Origin of the sequence: Micromonospora sediminimaris (assembly GCF_016863575.1) — a bacterium.
Classification (GTDB): Bacteria; Actinomycetota; Actinomycetes; order Mycobacteriales; family Micromonosporaceae; genus Micromonospora; species Micromonospora sediminimaris.
Window position 1 is genome coordinate 110,161 of record NZ_BOPD01000020.1, and the last position, 22,281, is coordinate 132,441.

At 71.4% G+C, this 22,281-nt stretch carries 17 protein-coding genes and 1 tRNA gene; 10 read left to right on the forward strand and 8 right to left on the reverse strand.

Annotation, left to right across the window (positions count from 1 at the left end; translation table 11 throughout):
- Positions 1–18: 18 nt before the first annotated feature.
- The 7 genes from Vse01_RS17405 to Vse01_RS17435 all read right to left on the reverse strand — a co-directional run bounded on the left by Vse01_RS17405 (position 19) and on the right by Vse01_RS17435 (position 5,302).
- A complete protein-coding gene (locus Vse01_RS17405; protein WP_093405364.1) occupies positions 19–612 on the reverse strand; it encodes a DoxX family membrane protein in 594 nt (197 codons plus the stop codon).
- A gap of 177 nt (positions 613–789) precedes the next feature.
- Positions 790–1,959 (reverse strand): hypothetical protein, encoded by a 1,170-nt coding sequence (locus tag Vse01_RS17410; protein ID WP_093405367.1) that lies wholly within the window; start codon positions 1,957–1,959, stop codon positions 790–792.
- Positions 1,946–2,479: a SigE family RNA polymerase sigma factor gene (locus tag Vse01_RS17415; protein WP_093405370.1), complete on the reverse strand. Its 534-nt coding sequence runs from the start codon at positions 2,477–2,479 to the stop codon at positions 1,946–1,948. Before Vse01_RS17415 ends, Vse01_RS17410 begins: the two co-directional genes overlap by 14 nt.
- A gap of 355 nt (positions 2,480–2,834) precedes the next feature.
- A tRNA-Arg gene (locus Vse01_RS17420) sits at positions 2,835–2,906 on the reverse strand.
- Between the two features lie 59 nt (positions 2,907–2,965).
- Complete coding sequence (locus tag Vse01_RS17425) at positions 2,966–3,658, reverse strand: winged helix-turn-helix domain-containing protein (RefSeq protein ID WP_093405373.1); 693 nt, start codon at positions 3,656–3,658, stop codon at positions 2,966–2,968.
- A 170-nt stretch (positions 3,659–3,828) separates the two neighbouring features.
- Positions 3,829–4,482: a DUF305 domain-containing protein gene (locus tag Vse01_RS17430; protein WP_093405375.1), complete on the reverse strand. Its 654-nt coding sequence runs from the start codon at positions 4,480–4,482 to the stop codon at positions 3,829–3,831.
- A 1-nt stretch (position 4,483) separates the two neighbouring features.
- Entirely contained in the window at positions 4,484–5,302 is an 819-nt protein-coding gene (locus tag Vse01_RS17435; RefSeq protein ID WP_093405378.1) for a thioredoxin-like domain-containing protein, read from the reverse strand.
- Between the two features lie 100 nt (positions 5,303–5,402).
- On the opposite strand from Vse01_RS17435, the gene argS reads away from it, so the two are divergent.
- The 10 genes from argS (at position 5,403) to prfA (ending at position 20,692) form a co-directional block, all read left to right on the forward strand.
- A complete protein-coding gene (gene argS, locus Vse01_RS17440) occupies positions 5,403–7,067 on the forward strand; it encodes an arginine--tRNA ligase (RefSeq protein ID WP_093405380.1) in 1,665 nt (554 codons plus the stop codon).
- Positions 7,068–7,125: 58 nt separating this feature from the next.
- Complete coding sequence (gene lysA, locus Vse01_RS17445; protein ID WP_093405383.1) at positions 7,126–8,511, forward strand: diaminopimelate decarboxylase; 1,386 nt, start codon at positions 7,126–7,128, stop codon at positions 8,509–8,511.
- Positions 8,508–9,830 (forward strand): homoserine dehydrogenase, encoded by a 1,323-nt coding sequence (locus Vse01_RS17450; protein WP_093405384.1) that lies wholly within the window; start codon positions 8,508–8,510, stop codon positions 9,828–9,830. Before lysA ends, Vse01_RS17450 begins: the two co-directional genes overlap by 4 nt.
- 35 nt (positions 9,831–9,865) lie before the next feature.
- Complete coding sequence (gene thrC / locus Vse01_RS17455) at positions 9,866–10,915, forward strand: threonine synthase (protein ID WP_093405528.1); 1,050 nt, start codon at positions 9,866–9,868, stop codon at positions 10,913–10,915.
- Between the two features lie 117 nt (positions 10,916–11,032).
- Entirely contained in the window at positions 11,033–14,326 is a 3,294-nt protein-coding gene (locus Vse01_RS17460) for an efflux RND transporter permease subunit (protein ID WP_093405387.1), read from the forward strand.
- A gap of 89 nt (positions 14,327–14,415) precedes the next feature.
- Complete coding sequence (locus Vse01_RS17465; protein ID WP_093405532.1) at positions 14,416–15,654, forward strand: MFS transporter; 1,239 nt, start codon at positions 14,416–14,418, stop codon at positions 15,652–15,654.
- A 38-nt stretch (positions 15,655–15,692) separates the two neighbouring features.
- Positions 15,693–16,646, forward strand: coding sequence for a homoserine kinase (thrB, locus tag Vse01_RS17470; RefSeq protein WP_373870681.1), 954 nt, complete (start codon positions 15,693–15,695; stop codon positions 16,644–16,646).
- A 297-nt stretch (positions 16,647–16,943) separates the two neighbouring features.
- Complete coding sequence (gene rho, locus Vse01_RS17475; RefSeq protein ID WP_093405389.1) at positions 16,944–18,944, forward strand: transcription termination factor Rho; 2,001 nt, start codon at positions 16,944–16,946, stop codon at positions 18,942–18,944.
- A 300-nt stretch (positions 18,945–19,244) separates the two neighbouring features.
- Positions 19,245–19,469 (forward strand): 50S ribosomal protein L31, encoded by a 225-nt coding sequence (rpmE, locus tag Vse01_RS17480; protein WP_093405395.1) that lies wholly within the window; start codon positions 19,245–19,247, stop codon positions 19,467–19,469.
- Positions 19,470–19,603: 134 nt separating this feature from the next.
- Positions 19,604–20,692 (forward strand): peptide chain release factor 1, encoded by a 1,089-nt coding sequence (prfA, locus tag Vse01_RS17485; protein ID WP_093405397.1) that lies wholly within the window; start codon positions 19,604–19,606, stop codon positions 20,690–20,692.
- Positions 20,693–20,695: 3 nt separating this feature from the next.
- Here prfA and Vse01_RS17490 read toward each other — a convergent pair whose 3' ends face one another.
- Complete coding sequence (locus tag Vse01_RS17490; RefSeq protein ID WP_093405400.1) at positions 20,696–22,246, reverse strand: GGDEF domain-containing protein; 1,551 nt, start codon at positions 22,244–22,246, stop codon at positions 20,696–20,698.
- Positions 22,247–22,281: the final 35 nt, after the last annotated feature.

Here is a 22,281-nt window from a genome sequence, read left to right on the forward strand (position 1 = left end):
CCCGCACCGGGTCGGGCTTCAGATCATCCAGCGGTGGCGCTGCACGAAGGGCAGGCGGGCCCAGAGCCGGCCCAGACCCCAGGTGTGCCCGGCGTACGCAGCGGCCAGGGCGACCAGGACCACGGCGTAGATCAGGTGGTAGTCGACCACCGGGTTGGTGGAGCCGGTCGGGTCGCCACCGGCGGTGAACCTGGCCAGCGGGAACTCGGCCAGCCACATCAGCGCCATCATCAGGGTGCCCGAGGCGGCCGCCACCCGCAGGCCGACGCCGGCGATCAGGGCGAGGCCGATCGCGGCCAGGCCCACCATGAAGAGGGCGTTCGCCCACCACGTTCCGGCGATCGAATGGGCCACCGACTGCAACGGTCCCACCTCGACGTTGGCGAGGAAGCCCTTGGTCGGCGATCCGCCGTTGATCCAGGCTCGCTCGGCCGGGGTGGCGTAGCCGAGGCCGAAGGTCTTGTCGAGGAAGGCCCAGATGAAGACGAGGCCGGTGGAGATCCGCAGCACGGCAAGGGCCCGGGCGGCGGTCGTGGTCAGCATGGCGCCGGGCAGTTCGGCGTGTTCGAGCGGGCGCTCGATCGATCGGTGGGTGCCGTGGTGGATGGTCATCGTTGCCTCCGTGGTCAGCTTCTTACGTGACCACTCTCGCCCCGGTGCGGGTCGGCGCGCGCGGGCCGGAACACCCGAAGCCGGTGGGACCAAGGTCCCGACCTCGGCAGGCCCGTCGGCGCACGGACCGGGCGCCGTGTTCCCGGTCGGGAACACGGCGCCCAACGGCACCGGGGGCTACGGCACCAGTGCCTCTGCCGCCGGGATCCAGGTGTCCTGGTCCTGCACGTCGGCCAGCGTCACCGACTCCGCGATCCTGGTCGTCTCCGCCACCGAGAGGTGCTCGGAGCTGACCTGCACCTGCACCTTGCCGTCGGGACTCCAGACGTTGCAGAACGTCGAGTCGTTCTGCTGGCACCGCGTTCGACCGGCTTCGGCCTGCTGGTTGGAGTTGGTGCTCGGCGTGACGAAGACGGTGAAGCTACCCGGGATGTTCCCTCCGTCGGATCCCCAGGGGGCGGCCAGCCCCGTTGTGGCCAGGGCCGGCTTCGTGTAGACCGCGCCGCCGTAGTTGCCGTCGCGTGCCGAGGCGACGCCGTTGACGCCGGAGGTGGCTCGGGTGCCGAGTTCCACCGGGGCGTAGCCGGAGGGCACGTGGCCCACCGTGAACGGCAGCGTGGCCGCCTCGGGCGTGCTCGGCTTCATGGCGGTGGCCAGCGCCGACAGCTCTGCGAAGGTGGGGGCGGCCTCGTGCGTGTACGCGGTGACGACCGCCCACGCGTCGTCGGCGTACTCCCAGGCAAGCTGCCGGCCGGCCGGGCTGGTGAAGGTCCACTGGACCGCGTCCCGCCCGGCCACTGTGCTGCTGGTGCCGCCCTCGGTGCCGGACGGGTCGAACGCACCCGGCCGGTAGAGCGTCAGGTAGGCGGAAACATGCTTGTCGGACGGCCCCGCAGCGGTCTTCCGCTGCTCCGAGTGCTGCTTGTCTTCCTGGTCGGTGACGGCCCGGTCGTTGGTGACCATGCCATCGACGTACACCCGCGCTATCTGGTAGGCCGTGGACGCCACGATCGGATCCTGTACGCGAAGCTTGCCGGCGTCGAACGCCTTGAAGGTGAAGGTGAACGGCGGGGCGTCCGGCCACTCGGCTGCCCCGCTCCCGGCGGCCGGAGCGGCGATGCTCTCGCCGGTCCCGGCGGCCACGTCCCCCGCCTGGCCCCCGGTGACCAGCGGCAGCGCGGACACGCCGGCCACCACGACAGCGACCAGCCCGGCCGCGCCGGCCGATGCGAATCCGGCCCGGCGCCGACGCTCGGCCTTCCGGCCGGCCCTGATGATTTCCTCGGTGCTGTGCGACACCGGCGGCTCGTCCGCCGTCACCACGTCCACGACCTCACGCAACTGCACTTTCCCATTCCTCCATCCGATCCCCGGTGAGTCTGATCCGATCTGTCGCCAGCAGTTCCCGTAGCTTGGCGAGCCCGCGCGAGGTCTGGCTCTTCGCGGTACCGACGTTGCAGCCCAGGACAGCGGCGGTGTCCTCCAAGGACAGGCCCAGGTAGTGACGCAGGATCACGGCTGCCCGTTGGCGGGCCGGCACCGCGTCCAGCGCCGCCTTTATCCGCAACCGCTCGTCGGTGACGCCGCTCAGGTCCCGCATAGCCACGTCCGGCATGGCATCGCTGGACGAGCGTTCCCGACGCCAGGGTCTCCGCTGCTCGTCGATGGCGGCCCGGTAGACCATGGTCTTGACGTACAGGTCCGGTCGGTCCAGCTTCCGCCAACGCGGATAGAGCTTGACCAGCGCGTTGGCGACGGCATCCTCGGCCATGTGCCAGTCCCCGCAGGTCACGTAGGCCAGCTTGCGCAGTGCTCCCATCTGGGCGTTGACGAATTCTCGGAACGCTTGCTCGTCTGCGGCTTTCAACCGGCCGTCTCCCCTCTGACGAAGGTAGAACGGTGCCCGCGACCCGAGAAGTTGCACGACGCTGCCTGCGACCGCCGGGTGAGGTTTGGGGCTCATCGGGGAGGAAAGCCGGAACGCTCCTACGGTGTCGGCGTCCGCCGCCGTAGGGTTCGGGGCTCGGGCCGGGAGGAAGCCGGCAGGGTCGGACGGTGTCGGCGTCCGCCGCCGTGGGGTTCGGGGCTCGGGCCGGGAGGAAGCCCGGCAGGGTCGGACGGCGTCGGCGTCCGCCGCCGTGGGGTCTGGGGCTCGGGCCCCAGGAGAAATGACGAGCGCCCCAGGTCCGCGCTTCTCAGCGGACATGGGGCACCAAAGCTCGTGCCCCCGGCAGGATTCGAACCTGCGCCCCCGCCTCCGGAGGGCGGTGCTCTATCCCCTGAGCTACGGGGGCTCAGCGACTGGAGAAGACTAGCAAACGCCCCACCCGATCGCCGAATCGGTATCGGCGCGTCAGGCGGCCAGCGCGCGTCCGCAGCTGGGCAGCGGGTGCGGCACGATGCGCCGGGGGAGCCGGCGCGGCCACTCGTTGCGGGCCCACGAGCCGTCGACGATCAGGTGCACGGTCCGCCGCTCGGCACCGCTGAGCCGGTGCACGAACTCCCGGGGGAGCGGCGGGTCGACCGACGGGGTGGTGACCATGAACCGGACCCGCCCCCGTGAGGAGACCGCCGAGATGACGTCGGCCGCCGGCATGGTGCCCCGCAGCCGGACCCGACCCACCCAGTACACCTCGGCCAGGTGTTCCTGAGCCGCCCGGGTGATCGCCGGGTACTCGCTGCGTACCCACCGCTCGACCGCCCCGACGCAGAGCCCGCAGGCCCGCTCGCGGGGCTCGCGCGGCCCCAACCCCCAGGCCCGCAGGTACGCCCCGACCACTCCCACGTCCAGCGTCAAACCGAACTGCTGCTGGATGAGGGCGTGCAGACTCTGGCGGGTCCACAGCTCCTCGTCCAGGCCGAACGCGTCGGGGTGGACGCCCCGAAGGGTGTCGATCAGTTCCAGCTCCTGTTCGCGGCTGAGTGTTCCCGGCTCACCCTGCCGCTGTCCGCGACGGACGGCTGCCACCGCTCCGTCACCGCCGATGGTGTGGCGTCGGCACCAGCTGGTGACCGAACGCCGCGCGTCTCTGAGTGCAACCCCCACGTCCGGACAACGAGTGCACTTCGCTCCAAGTAACCCCTAGAGGGAAAATCGGTCGTATAGCCCCAAGGTGGGGCGGAGGAGACGATCCCGGTGGCACTCGGCTGCCTACGCGTCGCCGCCCCGCTCGAACAGTCGAGCGGGGCGGCGAGGGTTGGTCGGGTACGAGCGGATCAACCGCCGGCAGGCTCCATCCGGCGCAGCTCGTTGATCTCCTTCTGCTGCGTCTGCTTCATGGCCTCGGCCATCCGGACCACCTCGGCGCGGTCGGAGACCTGCAACAGGCCGTCGGCCATGTGGACCCCACCGAGGTGATGATTGATCATCAGCTTGATGAAGAGTCGGTCGACCTCGACGCCCTGGGCCTCGTGCAGTTGGGTGATTTCCTCGCGGGTCGCCATGCCGGGCATGAGCCCGTCCTGGCTCAGCGGAACGGCGTCGGGCATCCACTCCATCGCCGGTCGCGAGCCGGTGGGCAGCAACTCCCACTCCTGCAACCAGCGCTGCATGTGCCCGATCTGAGCCTGCTGGGTCAGGGCCATGTCGTAGCCCATCTGCCGGATCGCCGGGTTCTGCGCCTTCGCGTACGCGATCATGGCCATCTCCACCGCCTGGGCGTGGTGACGGGACATGTCCCGGGCGAAGCCGGCCTCGGCCGAGTCCTCACCCGGGGCCCGGTTTGACATCAGGGTCGCGGCCGTCCACCCGATGCCGAGCAGCAGCACCGCCGCCATGACCAGGGTCAGGTAGCGCAGCGTCCGGGACGGCCGGCGGAGTTCGGTGCCGTTGCGCTCCGTCGGAGGCGCCTCCTGGATCGCGCTGGGCATGTCAGCCACCCGTCGGCGGAGCCAACTCGCGCGGCTCGGTGCCGGTGCCGGTGGTGTAGTTGCCGGAGGAGCAGGGCACGCCCGGCTCGATCGAGGCGTTCTGTGCCAGCGTGGTGGCGAACTCCTTGATCCGCGGGTCGTCGGCGCTGTCGACCTTGAGCTGGTAGCCCCACGCCTGGAGCGACACGGCGGAGTCCAGCCCCTCGTACGGGCTCATCAGCATGAAGTCGTTGCCCCGGATCACGCTGGCCAGCTTCTCGACGTCGGCCGCGGGCAGGTCCGGGCGGTAGGTGAGCCAGACCGCGCCGTGCTCCATGCTGTGTACCGCGTGCTCGGCCGCGATCGGCGCGTCGTAGACATCGCCGAGGCAGCGCTGCCAGGCGTTGTTGTGCGCGCCACCGACCGGCGGGGTGTACTTGTATTCGATCTTGCCGGACTGGTGCGACTCGTAGGTGAGGCTGTCCGGGTCGCTCTCGCGGTAGTTGATGATGCCCGCGATGTCGGCGGCCTTGTCCTCCCAGGACTGGCTGCCCTTGAAGGTCGCCCAGGCCCCGAACCCGATGATCGACGTGGCGAGCACGCCGACGGCGACGAAGAGCGCGATCGGCCCCCACGACCGGCCCTGGCTCACCTTCACCGGGGTGATCGGCTTACGCGGCCCCCTGCCGCCCCCCGCGCGCTGGGCCGATCCGGACTTGTTGGGGCCAGCCTTGGCTCCGGTCGCCTTGGCGCCGGCGGCCGGCCGTCCCGCCGCCGGCTTCTTGCCGGTGCTGACCACGGTCGGGCGGCGTTCCGGGCCGCCCGGGGTGCTGATACTCATCGTGCCTCGTCAGGTCGGTCGGTCAGGGGCTCTGGCGGGCCGGGTTCGGATGCTGGGTCGCCGCCGCGGGGACCGAGTCTACCCCCGATAACATGGTTCGGTGACTCCTGCAGAACTCGCCGAAGCCGTCCTCGCCGCCGCTCACGCCGTCTTCGCCGACCGAGAGCTGGACCGCTCCGCACTGCCGGAGCACACCACGGTCGAGCGGCCGCGCAATCCCGAGCACGGCGACTACGCTGCCACCCTGGCGCTTCAGCTGAGTAAGAAGGTCGGGCTGCCGCCCCGGGAGCTGGCTGCCGCGCTGGCCGCCGAGCTGGCCAGTACGTCGGGGATCAAATCGGTCGAGATCGCCGGCCCGGGGTTCCTCAACATCCGGCTCGACGCCGCCGCCGCGGGACAGCTCGCCCGCTCGATCGTCGAGGCGGGTGAGGAGTACGGCCGAAGCGACCGACTCGCCGGCCTGAAGATCAACCTGGAGTTCGTCTCGGCCAACCCGACCGGTCCGGTGCACATCGGTGGCGTCCGCTGGGCGGCGGTCGGCGACGCGTTGAGCCGGCTGCTGCGGGCCACCGGCGCCAACGTCGGCACCGAGTACTACTTCAACGACGCCGGCTCGCAGATCGACCGCTTCGCCCGCTCGCTGCTCGCCGCCGCCCGGAACGAGCCGGCGCCGGAGGACGGCTACGGCGGGGCGTACCTCGCGGAGATCGCCGAGCAGGTGACCGCCCGGCGGCCCGACGTGCTGACCCTGGACGACGCCGCCGCCCAGGAGGTCTTCCGGGTCGAGGGCGTCGCGTTGATGTTCACGGAGATCAAGTCCTCGCTGCGGGACTTCGGGGTCGAGTTCGACACCTACTTCAACGAGAAGGACCTGCACGATCGCGGCGAGCTGGAGCACGCCCTGACCCGGCTTCGCGAGCAGGGCCACCTCTTCGACTCCGAGGGCGCCACCTGGCTGCGCACCACCGACTTCGGCGACGACAAGGACCGGGTACTGCGTAAGTCCAACGGTGAGTGGACCTACTTCGCCGCCGACTGCGCCTACTACCTCGACAAGCGCGAGCGTGGCTTCGACCGCGTCGTGATCATGCTCGGGGCGGACCACCACGGCTACGTCGGCCGGATGAAGGCGATGGCGGCCTGCTTCGGTGACGACCCCGAGCAGACGCTGGAGATCCTCATCGGTCAGCTGGTGAACCTGGTCCGCGACGGCGCGCCGGTACGGATGAGCAAGCGGGCCGGCACCGTGGTGACCCTGGAGGATCTGGTCGACGCGATCGGGGTGGACGCCTCCCGCTACGCGCTGGCCCGCTACTCCAGCGACTCGCCGATCGACATCGACATCGAGCTGTGGACCCGGGCCACCCGGGACAACCCCGTCTACTACGTGCAGTACGTGGCGGCCCGTACGGCCAGCGTCGGCCGCAACGCCGCCGAGGTCGGCCTCACCCGGGGCGACGCGGCGTCGTTCCGGCCCGAGCTGCTCGACCACGAGAAGGAGAACGAACTGCTCAAGGCGCTGGCCGAGTTCCCCGCCGTGGTGGCCGCCGCCGCCGAGCTGCGCGAGCCGCACCGGGTGGCCCGCTTCCTGGAGGACCTGGCCGGGGCGTACCACAGGTTCTACGACAACTGCCGGATCCTGCCCCGGGGCGACGAGGCCGTCACCGACCTGCACCGGGCCCGGCTCTGGCTCAACGACGCGACCCGGGTGGTCATCGCCAACGGGCTGCGCCTGCTCGGCGTCTCGGCGCCGGAGCGGATGTAGTCGTGAGCGCGAGGAGTGAGCTTGCGGGCCCCGCAGCCGCGAATCCAGGGAGGCACTGATGCGGGCTCATGAGGCAGGCGCGCTGCACGGCGACATCGGCAACCGAGGGCCGGCCTGGCTGCGTACGCCGGACGACGTAAATGCCCTGGTGCCGCAGCTGTGGCCCCGCAACGTGACGCGCGGCGCCGACGGCGCGCTCACCGTCGCGGGCCTGGGCGTACGCGACATCGCCGCCGAGTTCGGCACCCCGGTGTACGTGCTCGACGAGGACGACCTCCGCTCGCGCTGCCGGGACTTCCAGGCGGCCTTCCCGGACGAGGACATCTACTACGCCGGCAAGGCCTTCCTCTGCCGGGCGGTGGTCCGGATGATCGCCGAGGAAGGCATGTTCCTCGACGTGTGCAGCGGCGGGGAACTGGCCGTGGCGCTGGCCGGTGGGATGCCGCCCGAGCGGATCGGTTTCCACGGCAACAACAAGTCGGTGGCCGAGCTGACCCGGGCCCTCGACGTCGGGGTGGGCAGGATCATCGTCGACTCGTTCCACGAGATCGACCGGCTCACCGCGCTGGCCCGTGAACGCGGCGTACGGCCCCGGGTGCTGATCCGGGTCACCGTCGGCGTGGAGGCGCACACCCACGAGTTCATCGCCACCGCCCATGAGGACCAGAAGTTCGGCTTCTCGCTCGCGGGTGGGGCGGCCCTGAGCGCGGCGCTGCGCGTGCTCGACGAGGGTGTGCTGGAGCTGCGCGGCCTGCACTCGCACATCGGCTCGCAGATCTTCGACACCAGCGGCTTCGAGGTCTCCGCCCGGCGGGTGCTGGCCCTTCAGGCGCAGATCCGCGACGCCCGCGGCGTCGAACTGCCCGAACTCGACCTCGGTGGCGGTTTCGGTATCGCGTACACCTCGCAGGACGACCCCGCGGCCCCGCACGACCTGGCCAAGCGGCTACGCAAGATCGTGGACTCGGAGTGTGCGGCGGAGCGGCTGGCCACACCGCACCTGTCCATCGAGCCGGGCCGGGCGATCGTGGGCCCGGCCGTGTTCACCCTCTACGAGGTGGGTACGGTCAAGGATGTCGATGGCATCCGGACGTACGTCAGCGTCGACGGCGGGATGAGCGACAACATCCGGACCGCCCTGTACGACGCGTCGTACTCGGCGACCCTGGCCTCCCGGGGGAGCGTCGCCGGCCCGATGCTCGCCCGCGTGGTGGGAAAGCACTGTGAGTCCGGGGACATCGTGGTGAAGGATGAATTCCTGCCCGCCGACGTGCAGCCCGGAGATCTTGTCGCGGTGCCCGGCACGGGCGCGTACTGCCGCAGCATGGCCAGCAACTACAACCACGTGCCCCGCCCCGGCGTGGTCGCGGTTCGCAACGGCCGGGCCCGGCTGATCGTTCGACCGGAGACCGAAGAGGACCTGCTCGCTTTGGATGTGGGATGACGTCACCTGTACGCCTCGCCCTGCTCGGCTGCGGCACTGTCGGTGCCGAGGTGATCCGGCTGCTGCACGAGCAGTCGGCGGACCTCGCCGCCCGCGTCGGTGCTCCGTTGGAGATCGCCGGCATCGCCGTACGCCGGATCGGACGGGACCGCGGCGACCTGCCGGTGGACCCGGCCCTGTTCACCACCGACGCGCTCGGGCTGATCAAGCGGGACGACGTCGACGTGGTGGTCGAGGTGGTCGGCGGCATCGAGCCGGCGCGCGGCTGGCTGGTGGAGGCGTTGCGGGCCGGCAAGAGCGTGGTCACCGCCAACAAGGCGCTGCTCGCCGAGGACGGCGGCACCCTGCACGACGCGGCGGCCGAGGGGGGCGGCGACCTCTACTACGAGGCGTCCGTGGCCGGGGCCATTCCGCTGCTGCGCCCGCTGCGCGAGTCGCTGCACGGCGACCGCATCACCCGGGTCACCGGCATCGTCAACGGCACCACCAACTTCATTCTCTCCGCGATGCACGCCACCGGTGCCGGGTTCGCCGAGGCGCTGGAAGAGGCGACCGAGCTGGGCTACGCCGAGGCCGATCCGACCGCCGACGTGGAGGGCTTCGACGCCGCCGCCAAGGCGGCCATCCTCGCCTCGCTCGCCTTCCACAGCCGGGTCGCCGCCGCCGACGTGCATCGCGAGGGCATCACCGAGGTCACCGCCGCGGATGTGGCCAGCGCCAAGGCGATGGGCTGCACGATCAAGCTGCTCTGCATCGCCGCGCGGGGTGCCGACGGGCAGGGCCGGGAGGCGGTAAGTGTCCGGGTGCACCCGGCGATGATCCCGGTGACCCATCCCCTGGCCAGCGTGGGCGACGCGTTCAACGCGGTCTTCGTGGAGGCGGAGGCAGCCGGGCAGTTGATGTTCTACGGCCGGGGTGCCGGTGGGGCGCCGACCGCCAGCGCGGTGCTCGGGGACGTGGTGGCGGTGGCCCGCAACCGGCTCGCCGGGGTCCGCGCGGCCAGCGAGTCCGCCTACGCCGACCTGCCGGTACGGCCGATGGGGGAGGCGCTCACCCGCTACCACATCAGCCTCGACGTGGCTGACCGGCCCGGTGTGCTGGAGTCGGTGGCCGGGGTGTTCGCCCGGCACGACGTCTCGATCGCCACCGTCCGGCAGGGGCCGGCCGCCGGTGCCGCCGGCGCGGCCGGTGACGCCGTACTTGTCATCGTGACCCACGTCGCCCCGGACGCGGCGCTCGCCGCGACCGTCCAGCAACTGCGTGGACTGGACATCGTCCGTTCGGTGGCGAGCGTGCTGCGGGTAGAGGGCGGGTTGTGAGCGGCCGGATCAATCGCAGAGGCGAGGAGAGCGAGATGTGGCGTGGCCTGATCGACGCCTACCGGGACCGGCTGCCGGTCACCGATGCCACGCCGGTGGTCACCCTGCACGAGGGGAACACGCCGCTGTTGCCGGCGCCGGTGCTCTCCGCCCGGCTCGGCTGCGACGTGTACCTCAAGGTGGAGGGCGCGAACCCCACCGGCTCCTTCAAGGACCGGGGCATGACGATGGCCGTCTCCAAGGCGGTCGAGGCCGGCAACAAGGCCATCATCTGCGCCTCCACCGGCAACACCAGTGCCTCCGCCGCCGCGTACGCGGCCCGGGCCGGGATGACCTGCGCCGTCCTCGTGCCGCAGGGGAAGATCGCGCTGGGCAAGCTGGCTCAGGCGCTCGTGCACGGTGCCAAGCTGCTCCAGGTCAACGGCAACTTCGACGACTGTCTGGCGCTGGCCGCCAAGCTCGCCCAGGACTATCCGGTGGCCCTGGTCAACTCGGTAAACATCGACCGGCTGCACGGTCAGAAGACGGCTGCCTTCGAGATCGTCGAGGCGCTCGGCGACGCACCCGACATCCACTGCCTGCCGGTGGGCAACGCCGGCAACATCTCCGCGTACTGGATGGGTTACACGGAGGACCATGACGCCGGCAACGCCAGTCGGCGACCGAAGATGTACGGCTTCCAGGCGGCCGGTGCGGCGCCGATCGTGACCGGGCAGGTGGTGGCCGAGCCGTCCACCATCGCCACCGCCATCCGGATCGGCAACCCCGCGAGTTGGACGAAGGCCCTGGACGCGCGGGACACCTCCGGCGGCCTGATCGCGGCGGTCACCGATCGGGAGATCCTGTCCGCATACCGACTGCTGGCCCGTGAGGTCGGTGTCTTCGTGGAACTGGGCAGCGCGGCCAGCGTCGCCGGTCTGCTCCAGCAGGCCGCCGCCGGCCGGGTGCCGGCCGGGGGCACGGTGGTCTGCACGGTCACCGGGCACGGTCTGAAGGATCCGGAGTGGGCCATCTCCACAGCTCCCGCTCCCGTCACCATCGCCAACGATCCGCTCGTCGCCGCCCGCTCCCTCGACCTCGCCTGAGGCCCGGTCCGCCCCGCTGCGGCTCGGCACCCCGGCCGCCCCGGAGATCGGCAGACCCACGGGGTCGGGCACACTGCTCGTACCCCTCGACCGTCTCCCTCAGGAGTGAGCCACGCGATGTCGCTGCTCGCCAGATTCAGCCTCGCCAACCGAGGGCTGGTAGCCCTCATCGCGGTGGTGACCACGGCGTTCGGTGTGTACGCCGTGCCGTCACTGAAGCAGCAACTCCTACCGTCGCTGGAGTTTCCCGCCGCCTTCATCGTGGCCCAGTACCCCGGCGCCGCACCGGAGGTCGTCGAGTCCGAGGTCGCCGAGCCGATCGAGAACAGCCTGCGCGGCATCTCCGGTCTCGACTCGGTCATCTCGACCTCCCGTGAGGGCCTGACCACCATCCAGGTGCAGTACGAGTTCGGCACCGAACTCGACGACATGGTCAGCCGGATGCAGACCGCGATCAACCGGACCAGCCTGCCGGAGGGCGTCGACCCGCAGGTGATCGCGGGTAGCACCGACGACCTGCCGGCGGTGGTGCTGGCCGCGTCCGGCGACGACGACGAGCGGACCCTCGCCGGAAAGCTGCGGGACACCGTGGTGCCGGAACTGGCGGCGATCGACGGCGTCCGTGGCGTCGAGCTGACCGGCGTCCGGGACGAACTTGTGGTGATCACACCGGATCCGGCGAAGTTGGCGAAGGCGAAGGTGCAGCCGACCGCGATCGGCACCGCGTTGCGGGCCAACGGCGTGGCGGTGCCGGCCGGCGCGGTGCTGGACGGCGAGCGCACCCTGCCGGTCCAGGTGGGCGCACCGCTGACCACCCTGGACGAGCTGCGCGGTGTGATCGTCGCTCCGCCGGTCAAGAAGGCCGGTCCGGTCCGACTCGGCGACGTCGCCACGGTCGAGGAGCAACTCGCCCCGGCCACCGCCATCACCCGTACCAACGGCCGGGAGAGTCTCGGCATCGCGGTCACCGCCGACCCGGACGGCAACGCCGTGGAGATCTCGCACGCGGTCGCCGACCGGCTCGACGACCTGCGCGCCGCCACCGGTGCCGAGCTGACAGTCGTGCTCGACCAGGCGCCGTTCGTGGAGAAGTCCATCAAGACGCTGAGCACCGAGGGTCTGCTGGGTCTGATCATGGCCGTGGTGGTCATCCTGGTGTTCCTGCTGTCGGTGCGCTCCACTGTGGTCACCGCGGTCTCCATCCCGCTGTCGGTGGTGGTCGCGCTGATCGCCCTCTGGATCGGTGACTACTCGCTCAACCTGCTCACCCTCGGCGCGTTGACGGTCGCGGTCGGCCGGGTGGTGGACGACTCGATCGTCGTGCTGGAGAACATCAAGCGGCACCTGACGTACGGCGGGTCGAAGCGGCAGGCGATCCTCACCGCCGTACGCGAGGTGGCCGGTGCCGTCACCGCGTCGACGTTGACCACGGTTGCCGTTTTCGCACCCATCGCCCTGGTAGGTGGTTTCGTCGGTCAGCTCTTCGCGCCCTTCGCGATCACGGTCACCGTGGCGTTGCTCGCCTCGCTGTTGGTGTCGCTGACGGTGATCCCGGTGCTCGCGTACTGGTTCCTCAAGCCGGTCAGCGGTGCGGCCGACGGGGCGGCGGTCCGCCGGGCGGCGGAGGAGCGCGAGCTGCGCAGCCCGTTGCAGCGGGCGTACCTGCCGGTCATCCGGTTCGCCACCGGGCGGCGGGCCTACCGATGGGCGACCCTGGCGGCGGGCCTGCTGGTGCTGTTCGGCACCTTCGGGCTGGCCCGGCAGCTGGAGACGAACTTCCTCGACGACTCCGGCCAGGACACTCTCAACGTCCGCCAGGAGCTGCCGGTGGGCACCGGGCTGGCCGGCACCGACGCGGCGGCCCGTCGGGTCGAGGCGGTGCTGGCGGAGACTCCGGGCATCGAGTCGTACCAGGTCACCGCCGGTGGCGGAGATACCCCCTGGGCCGGCAGCGCCGGCAACAACGTGGCCAACTACGCGTTGCGTCTCGGCGGGGAGACCGACGCGAAGGCGATGCGCGGAGTGCTGCGGGACCGGCTCGCGGCGCTCGGTACCGAGGCCGGAGAGATCACGTTCCCGGCGGGCCAGGGCGGGGCGTCCGCCAACGAGCTGGCGGTGATCGTCCGGGCCGCTGACCCCGAGGTGTTGGCCGCCGCCGCGAAGGAGGCCGAGACGGCCCTGACCGGCATCGGCGGGGTCGAGGACGTCTCGACCACCCTGGCCGACCGGGTACCTCGGGTCGACGTGACCGTCGACCGCGAGGCGGCCAGCCGGGCCGGGCTCACCGAGGCCGCCGTCGGTCAGCTGGTGTCGCAGGCGTTCCGGGGTACGCCGCTGGGTCAGGTGACCGTCGAGGGCGCCGCCCGGGACGTGGTGCTGCGCCTGTCGCCGGCACCGCCGGTGACCCTGGCGGAGCTGCGGGCTCTGCCGGTGGGCGCGGTCAAGCTGGACGACATCGCCGATGTCACGGAGACCACCGGTCCGCAGCAGGTACGGCGGATCGACGGTGAGCGCAGCGTCTCGGTGACCGGCACGGTCACCGGCTCCGATCTGGGCGCGATCAGCACCGAGTTGCAGAGCCGCCTCGACGCGATCGACGTACCGGGGGCCACGTTCTCCCTGGGCGGGGTCAGCGCCGAGCAGCGGGAGACCTTCGCCGATCTGGGCCTGGCCGTGCTCGCCGCGATCGCGATCGTCTTCCTGATCATGATGGCGACGTTCCGTAGCGTGGTCCAGGCGCTGATCCTGCTGGTCTCCATTCCGTTCGCCGCCACCGGCGCGGTCGCCCTGCTGCTGGCCAGCGGCACCGCGCTGAGCGTGCCGGCGCTGATCGGCGTGCTCATGCTGGTCGGCATCGTGGTGACAAACGCCATCGTGCTGCTGGACCTGGTCAACCAGTACCGGGCGCAGGGCATGGGGGTGCGGGAGGCGGTGGTCGAGGGCGGACGCCACCGTCTGCGGCCGATCCTGATGACCGCGATCGCCACCATCTTCGCGTTGACGCCGATGGCCTTCGGGCTCACCGGGGAGGGTGGTTTCATCTCGCGGCCGTTGGCGATCGTGGTGATCGGTGGCCTGCTCACCTCCACCCTGCTCACGTTGATCCTGGTGCCGACGCTCTACGCCATGGTGGAGGACACCAAGGTGTCGGTCCGCACGTGGCGGCGGCGACGGTACGGCGACCCGACCGAGGAATCGGGCGGTGGCGAGGTCGACGAGGCCGATGGCCCGGCGTCGGACACCACCGGCCGGGTGCCGGTGGGCGCGGGGATCGGTGCCACCGAAGCGGACCGGCGGGAGAGCCGGCCGGTGCCGGCGGCGCCCTCCGGCGCGTTGATCGAGAACACCGACCAGTTCGAGGTGCTCCGGCTGCCGAAGAGTCGCAACTCACCGTTCCCGCCGAACGAGTGACCGGGCGTCCCCGGAGGGTCCTCGGGCCCTCCGGGGCGCTGTCCGCGCTGCGACGCAACCGTTGACGGTGGCCGGGTATGGTCCGCTCCGTGGCGTCCACCCTCTCGGTCCTCACCCGCAACCGGAACTTCCGCAACCTCTTCCTGGCCGAGCTGGTGGTCTTCGGCGCCGACTGGTTCGTCATGGTGCCGTTGCTGGTGCTGCTGCCGAAGTTGACCGGCAGTGGCGTGTGGGGCGCCCTGGTGCTCGCGGTGGACACCGGCATCGTGGCGCTGCTGCTGCCGTACACCGGCACCATCGCGGACCGGTTCGACCGACGCACAATCATGATCATCTCGAACGGCGCCGCGCTGGTCGGTGTCCTGCTGCTGCTCGGGGTACGCGATGCCGGCACGGCCTGGCTGGCGTTGCTCGGCATCGGCGTGGTCGCGGTGGCCAAGGCGTTCTATTCGCCGGCTGCCCAGGCGGCGCTGCCGAACGTGCTCGATCCGGATGAACTGGCCGCCGGCAACGCGGTGGCCGGTTCGGCGTGGGGCACGATGACCGTCGTCGGCGCATCACTCGGTGGGGTACTCAGCGCGGCGGCCGGACCGTACGCGTGCTTCTGGGTCGCTGCCGTCGGGTTGGTGATCGCCGCGAGTCTGGCCACGCTCATCCGCCGTCCGTTGCAGGCACCCCGCGAGCGGGGCGCGAGCCCACCGCAGACCTGGGCGGCGATCCGCGAGGCGCTTGTCTACATCGGGCACCGTCCCCGGGTGTTGGCGCTGGTGACGGTCAAGTCGGCGGTGGGTCTCGGTAACGGTGTGCTTACCGTCTTCCCGCTGCTCGCCGGGGTGTACGGGGTCGGTGCGCTCGGTGCCGGTCTGCTGTTCGCCGTCCGGGGTGCCGGCGCGCTGGTCGGCCCGATCATGATGCGACGGGTGCTGACCAACCGCGCCTGGCTGCTGCCCGGCCTGGCACTGTCCATGTCGGCGTACGGTCTGGCCTACCTCGGCACCTCGGTGGCGGCCTGGTTCCCGCTGGTGCTGGTCCTGGTCTTCGTGGCCCACTTCGCCGGTGGCAGCAACTGGGTGATGTCGAACTTCGCCCTGCAGGGCGAAGTGCCGGACCGGCTACGGGGTCGGGTCTTCGCCACCGACATGATGCTGGCGACCCTGGCGATCTCCGTCAGTCAACTGGTGGTGGCCGTGGTCGTGGACGTCGTCGACGAGCGGGTCGTACTGGCCGGTTGCGGCCTGGTGACCCTGGTCTATGCGATCGGCTGGCGGATCGCGACCCGGCGTCTGTCGCTCGCCACGTCGCCACCCGCCGTCGCGGAGAACCGGTAGCCAGGTCCGGCCCGGTGGACGTCTGTGGCCCCACTAGCATGGGCGGCGTGTCGATCAGATTCGTCGCCGAACCGGTCCGGGTCCGGGTCCCCGCCACCAGTGCGAACCTGGGGCCGGGTTTCGACGCGCTCGGGCTGGCCCTCGCGCTTCACGACGACGTCGCCGCCGAGGTGACGGCCGGGGGCGTGACGGTGGCGGTGACCGGCGAGGGCGCCGGCGACCTGCCCGTCGACGACGGGCATCTGGTGGTACGCGCCATGCGGGTGGCCTTCGACGTCCTTGGTGGGCAACCGGCCGGGCTGGCGGTGGAGTGCGTCAACCGCATCCCGCAGGCGCGCGGGCTCGGCTCCTCGTCGGCGGCGATCGTCGCCGGGGTGCTGCTGGCCCGGGCGCTGGTAATGGAGGGGGAGAGCCGCCTCGACGACAACGCGGTGCTGCGGCTGGCCGCGGAGATCGAGGGCCATCCGGACAATGTCGCGCCGTGCCTGCTCGGTGGCTTCACCCTGGCCTGGACGGAGCCGGCCGGCGCGCGGGCGGTGTCGCTGCCGGTGGCCGACGGCGTGCGCCCCACGGTGCTGGTGCCGACCGAGCGCGGGCTGACCGCCACGGCCCGCGCGGCGCTGCCGGCCACGGTGCCGCACGGCGACGCCGCGTTCAACGCCGGCCGCGCGGGACTGCTGGTGCACGCGTTGACCGCGCAGCCGGCACTGCTGCTGCCGGCGACCGCCGACCGGTTGCACCAGGATTGGCGGGCGCCGTCGATGCCGGGCACAAGTGCGCTGGTCAACGGGTTGCGTGCGGCCGGTGTGGCGGCCGTGGTCAGTGGGGCCGGCCCCAGCGTGCTCGCGCTGTCTGAGCTGCCGGTAGGATTTGACGCGGGAACAGATTGGCGGCTGCTGCGGTTGCCGGTAGATGTATGCGGGGCGCAGGTCGAGCGGGGTAGACTCGGACACGCGGAGCGGGACCCTGTTGCCGCAGGTCGCAAGAGTTGATTACGCTCTAGACTTAGCACAGCCGCGAAGCATGCGATCTCCCTGCGGGTCGGCGCACCCCCGAAGCTTTCGGCGGTAAGCCCGTCACCCCTGCCTAGGCCCACGCCGCACCGCAGTCTTCACTGGTCGCCGCAGACGGCGAAACCCCGCTCACCGCTCCATCTGGTGGGTCGGGAGACCGACCGGCTGCTGTGTTGCAGACTCCCGCGAAGCGTCATGCGAGGCGGGTGTACCGAGGCCGCCCGGCCACCTGTTGTCGATTCCGGGCAGTCCCGGCCTATCGAGGGAAGGAATCCATTGAGCGACACCACCGACGTGACGTCGGATGTTTCCAACGTCGCTGGCGATGCCACCACCGCTGCCCCCGCCCGCCGTCGGCGCAGCGGCACCGGTCTGTCGGCGATGCTGCTGCCGGAGCTGCAGAGCCTGGCCGCGTCGCTCGGCATCTCGGGGACGGCTCGCATGCGTAAGGGCGAGCTGATCAGCGCGATCACCGAGCGGCAGGGCGGCGCTGCCGGAGCCCCTCGTCCACGGGCCGAGGTCGCGGCGGCCGCCGCACCGGTCCGCGAGGAGGTGCACGCGGAGGTACGAGACACGGGTGAGCGGCCGGAGGCCGAGCGCCGTGGTGCCGAACAGCCGGCCGCAAGCGTCGAGAGCGAAGGGCGCGGCCGTACCCGGCGTAGCCGGACCGCCGTGGCGGAACCGCGTGCCGAGGAGACCGCCGCCGAGGGCGAGCGGTCCGAGGGCCGGTCCGGCCGTGACCGAGGCGCCGACCGTGCTGAACGCGCCGATCGGGGCGAGCGGGCTGAGCGCGCAGAGCGCGGTGAGCGTGCCGAGCGCGGTGAGCGTCCCGATCGGGGTGAGCGTGCCGAGCGCAGCGACCGTGCCGAGCGCAGCGACCGTGGTGAGCGTGGCGACCGCGGCGACCGCGGCGACCGCGCCGCTGAGCGCGTCGAGCGGGGCGACCGGGCCGACCGCGGCGACCGTGGCGAGCGGGCCGACCGCGGCGACCGTGGACAGCGCGCCGAGCGGGACAACGACGGTGACGACGACGGCGAGAGCGGCGGTCGGCGCAGCCGGCGCAGCCGTTTCCGGGATCGTCGGCGGGGCCGCGGTGACCGCAACGATTCCGGCGACGGTGGCCGTGAGCCGCAGGTCGGCGAGGACGACGTGCTCGTGCCGGTGGCCGGCATCGTGGACGTGCTCGACAACTACGCCTTCGTCCGGACCACCGGCTACCTGGCCGGCCCCAACGACGTCTACGTGTCGATGTCCCAGATCAAGAAGTACGGCCTGCGACGCGGTGACGCGATCACCGGGGCGGTCCGGGCGGCGCGCGACGGCGAGCAGCGGCGCGACAAGTACAACCCGCTGGTCCGGCTGGACACCATCAACGGGATGGAGCCGGACGAGGCCAAGCGCCGGCCGGAGTTCTACAAGCTCACCCCGCTGTACCCGCAGGAGCGGCTGCGGCTGGAGACCGAGCCGCACATCCTCACCACCCGGGTCATCGACCTGGTCATGCCGATCGGCAAGGGGCAGCGGGCGCTGATCGTCTCGCCGCCGAAGGCCGGTAAGACCATGGTGCTCCAGGCGATCGCCAACGCCATCACGCACAACAACCCGGAGTGCCACCTGATGGTGGTGCTGGTGGACGAGCGGCCCGAAGAGGTCACCGACATGCAGCGGTCGGTCAAGGGCGAGGTCATCGCGGCCACGTTCGACCGCCCGCCGCAGGACCACACCACCGTCGCCGAGCTGGCGATCGAGCGGGCCAAGCGCCTGGTCGAGCTGGGGCACGACGTGGTCGTGCTGCTCGACTCGGTGACCCGGCTCGGCCGGTCGTACAACCTGGCGGCGCCGGCCAGCGGCCGGATCATGTCGGGTGGTATCGACTCCACCGCGTTGTACCCGCCGAAGCGGTTCCTCGGCGCGGCGCGCAACATCGAGAACGGCGGCTCGTTGACCATCCTCGCCACCGCCCTGGTGGAGACCGGTTCCATGGCGGACACGGTCATCTTCGAGGAGTTCAAGGGCACCGGTAACGCGGAGCTGAAGCTGGACCGGAAGATCGCTGACAAGCGGACCTTCCCGGCCATCGACATCCACCCGTCCGGTACGCGTAAGGAGGAGATCCTGCTCGCGCCGGAGGAGCTGGCCATCGTGCACAAGCTCCGCAAGGTGCTGCACTCGCTGGACTCGCAGGCGGCGCTGGATCTCCTGCTGGACCGGCTGAAGCAGTCCCGTACCAACATCGAGTTCCTGATGCAGATCGCCAAGTCGACGCCGGGGGAGTGACGTCCACCGACGAAGATCGACGTAGGGGGCGTGGCCGGCCGGCCACGCCCCCTACGCGTACCCGACTCGGCCGCAGCGCGGCGGGGGGACGGCCGAGGAATGCTTCACGCGGGCGGTGGGAATGCGTACCCGAGGCCCGATGTTGCTACCGGCGACCAACGGGTGCGGCCCGATTCCAGGGCCCACCGAAGCCCATGGCAGACTGGTCAATCGGCCACCGGTTCCGGTTCACGCCCCCAACGGCAGGCAGCGGCAGGCCAGGGGCGACCCGGCGACCACAGACGAGAGGACCGAGGCGACATGAAGCCCAACATCCACCCGGAGTACGTGACCACCGAGGTCAGCTGCTCCTGCGGTAACACCTTCACCACCCGCAGCACCGCCAAGGGCGGCTCGATCCACGTCGAGACGTGCAGCGCCTGCCACCCGTTCTACACGGGCAAGCAGCGGGTGCTGGACACCGCTGGTCGGGTCGCGAAGTTCCAGCAGAAGTACGCCAAGGTTCAGGGCAAGAAGGCCAAGTAGCTCCTCGTCTGACGCCCGCGTCCGGTTCACCGCCGGGCGCGGGCGTCGGCCGTCTGTGTCCCGGTTTCCGCCGCGAAGCGACCGGCGGAGCACCGCGCGGGGTTTCCGACAGTCAGCAAGGAGCCATCCCCAGCATGAGCAGTGAACGCCTCACCGGCCTCCTCGACGAGTACGCCGAGTTGGAGAAGCGGCTCGCCGATCCCGCGATCCACGCCGACCAGGGCACCGCCCGCCGGGTGGGCCGTCGCTATGCCGAGCTGGTGCCGCTGCACAAGGCCGCGGCCGAGCTGGAGCAGGCCCGGGCGGATCTCGCCGCGGCGCGGGAACTGGCCGCCGAGGACGCCTCCTTCGCGGCCGAGGCCGAGACGATCGCGGCGACGCTGCCGGTGCTTGAGGACCGCCTCGCCGAGCTGCTCATCCCGCGCGACCCGCACGACGCCAAGGACGTCATCGTCGAGATCAAGGCGGGCGAGGGCGGTGAGGAGTCCGCGCTGTTCGCCGGTGACCTGCTACGCATGTACACCCGGTACGCGGAGCGGCGCGGCTGGGTCACCGAGGTGATCGACGCTCAGGACTCCGACCTCGGCGGGGTGAAGGACGTCTCGCTGGCGATCAAGACGAAGGGCGTGCCCGAGGGCGGCAACGGCGTCTGGTCCCGGTTGAAGTGGGAAGGCGGCGTGCACCGGGTGCAGCGGGTCCCGGTCACCGAGTCGCAGGGGCGCATCCACACCAGCGCGGCCGGCGTACTGGTGCTGCCGGAGGCCGAGGAGGTCGACGTCACCATCGACCCGAACGAGTTGCGCATCGACGTGTTCCGCTCGTCCGGTCCCGGTGGCCAGTCGGTGAACACCACCGACTCGGCGGTGCGGATCACTCATCTGCCCACCGGCATCGTCGTCTCCTGCCAGAACGAGAAGTCTCAGCTGCAGAACCGGGAGCAGGCGATGCGGATCCTGCGCGCCCGGCTGCTGGCCGCCGCGCAGGAGCAGGCCGACGCCGCCGCATCGGACGCCCGCAAGGCCCAGGTGCGTACGGTGGACCGCTCGGAGCGGATCCGCACCTACAACTTCCCGCAGAACCGGATCACCGACCATCGGATCGGCTTCACCGCGTACAACCTCGACCTGGTGCTCGCCGGGGAACTGGACGGAGTGCTCGACGCGCTCAGCGAGGCGGACCGGGCCGCGCGCCTGGCGGGCGACGCGGAACTGACCCGGCGCTGAGCCTCAGGCGCTACGCGGCCTGGCCTTGGCCCGCAGCATCTCCCGGTCGGCGGCCTCGAAGGCCGCGCCGAGCGCGTCCCGCTGGCCGGGGCCGCCGGCGCCCACCTCGGCGAAGCCGATGCTGACGCCGACCGGGGTGCCGGGCACCAGTGACTCCCAGTCCTCGGTGCGCACGGCGGCGTCGATCCGCCGGGCCACCTCGGCCGCCTCGGCCATCCCCGCTTCGGGTAGCACCACCACGAACTCGTCGCCGCCGTAGCGGGCGACGAAGTCGCCCCGACGCATCACCCGGTTGATGACTCCGGCGACGCGTTGCAGGACCAGATCCCCCGAGTGGTGCCCGTGCCGCGTGTTGACCGCCTTGAACCCGTCCAGGTCGCAGACGCCGATCACCACCCGTTCACCCCGGGCCACCACGGCCGCGATGTAGCGCTCCAGCCGGCGTCGGTTGGGCAGCCCGGTCAGCGGGTCGGTAAGCGCCTCCCCCTCGAACCGCGCCGCCTCCCGGCGCATCTCCTCATGATCGATACGGGCGGCGATGCCGTCGATGTAGACGTCGCGGAGCCGGTCGTGGCGCTGCGCGGCGAGTCGGAACGCCAGCCGGTCGGCCCGGTGCGCGGCGGCGTGGTCGCCAGCCCGACCCAGCGCCATGCTGCGCAGTCGGGCCGGCTCGGCCGCGCCGAGCGTCTCGGCGGACACCTGGACCGTGTCCAGCCGGGTGACCGCCTCGATCGGACGCCCACTGGCGATGGCGAGGCAGACCTGGCCGAGCTGGCGCATGTCGCGGGCCCGGGCACTGTCCGCGCCGTAGTCGAGCAGCCGGGCCGGGGCCAGTCCCGGGGCAAGGTCGAGGTCGTCGCCGAGGGCGCACCGGCGGGCGGCGGCGTAACCGTAGGCGGCCAGGCTGCTGGGGCGCAGCCGGTCGGCCCGCCCGGCGGTCACGAACCGGCCCAGGTCACCGCCGACGTCCCGCAGTACGCGCAGACAGCCGTCGCTGTCACCGGTGTGGTCGAGGGCGACCGCGTTGCGCAGTCGGATGCCCGGTGCGGCGAACGTCTCCTCCGGGATCCCTGCGGCGGTGCCGAGCTGCCGGGCGCGTTCGATCGCGCCCAGGGCGTAACCGTGAAAGCTGAGGTACGAGTAGGCCATCGCCAGGTCGTGCCAACCCCAGGCGGTGTCCCGGTCCGGATCCTCCACCGCCCCGAGCGCCCGAGCGGCCTTGACCAGGTGCGTCACGCAGCGGTCCAGCGCGCCCTGATGGTGGGCGGCCAACGCCGCCAGGGCGTTGAGGTGCCCGTGCAGATAGGGCTCGGCGAGGTCGCGTACCGCCGCGGACGCCTCCTCGATGGCGCGGGTGTACTCGGCGGTGCGCCCGAGATTGATCAGAGCCGAGAGCCGCTGCACGAGCGCGTCGGCTCGGGCGTTCGGGTCGCGAGTGGCACGCAGCACCCCATCCAGGAGTCCGTACGCCTCGGTGGAACGGCTCACCTCCTGCAACGCCCGCGCCTTCGTCAGGGCGTCAACCTGGTCTTCGACCCGGTCGAGCCAGCCCACCCGCGACCTCCTGTCGGTGTGCCGCTGCACCCGCT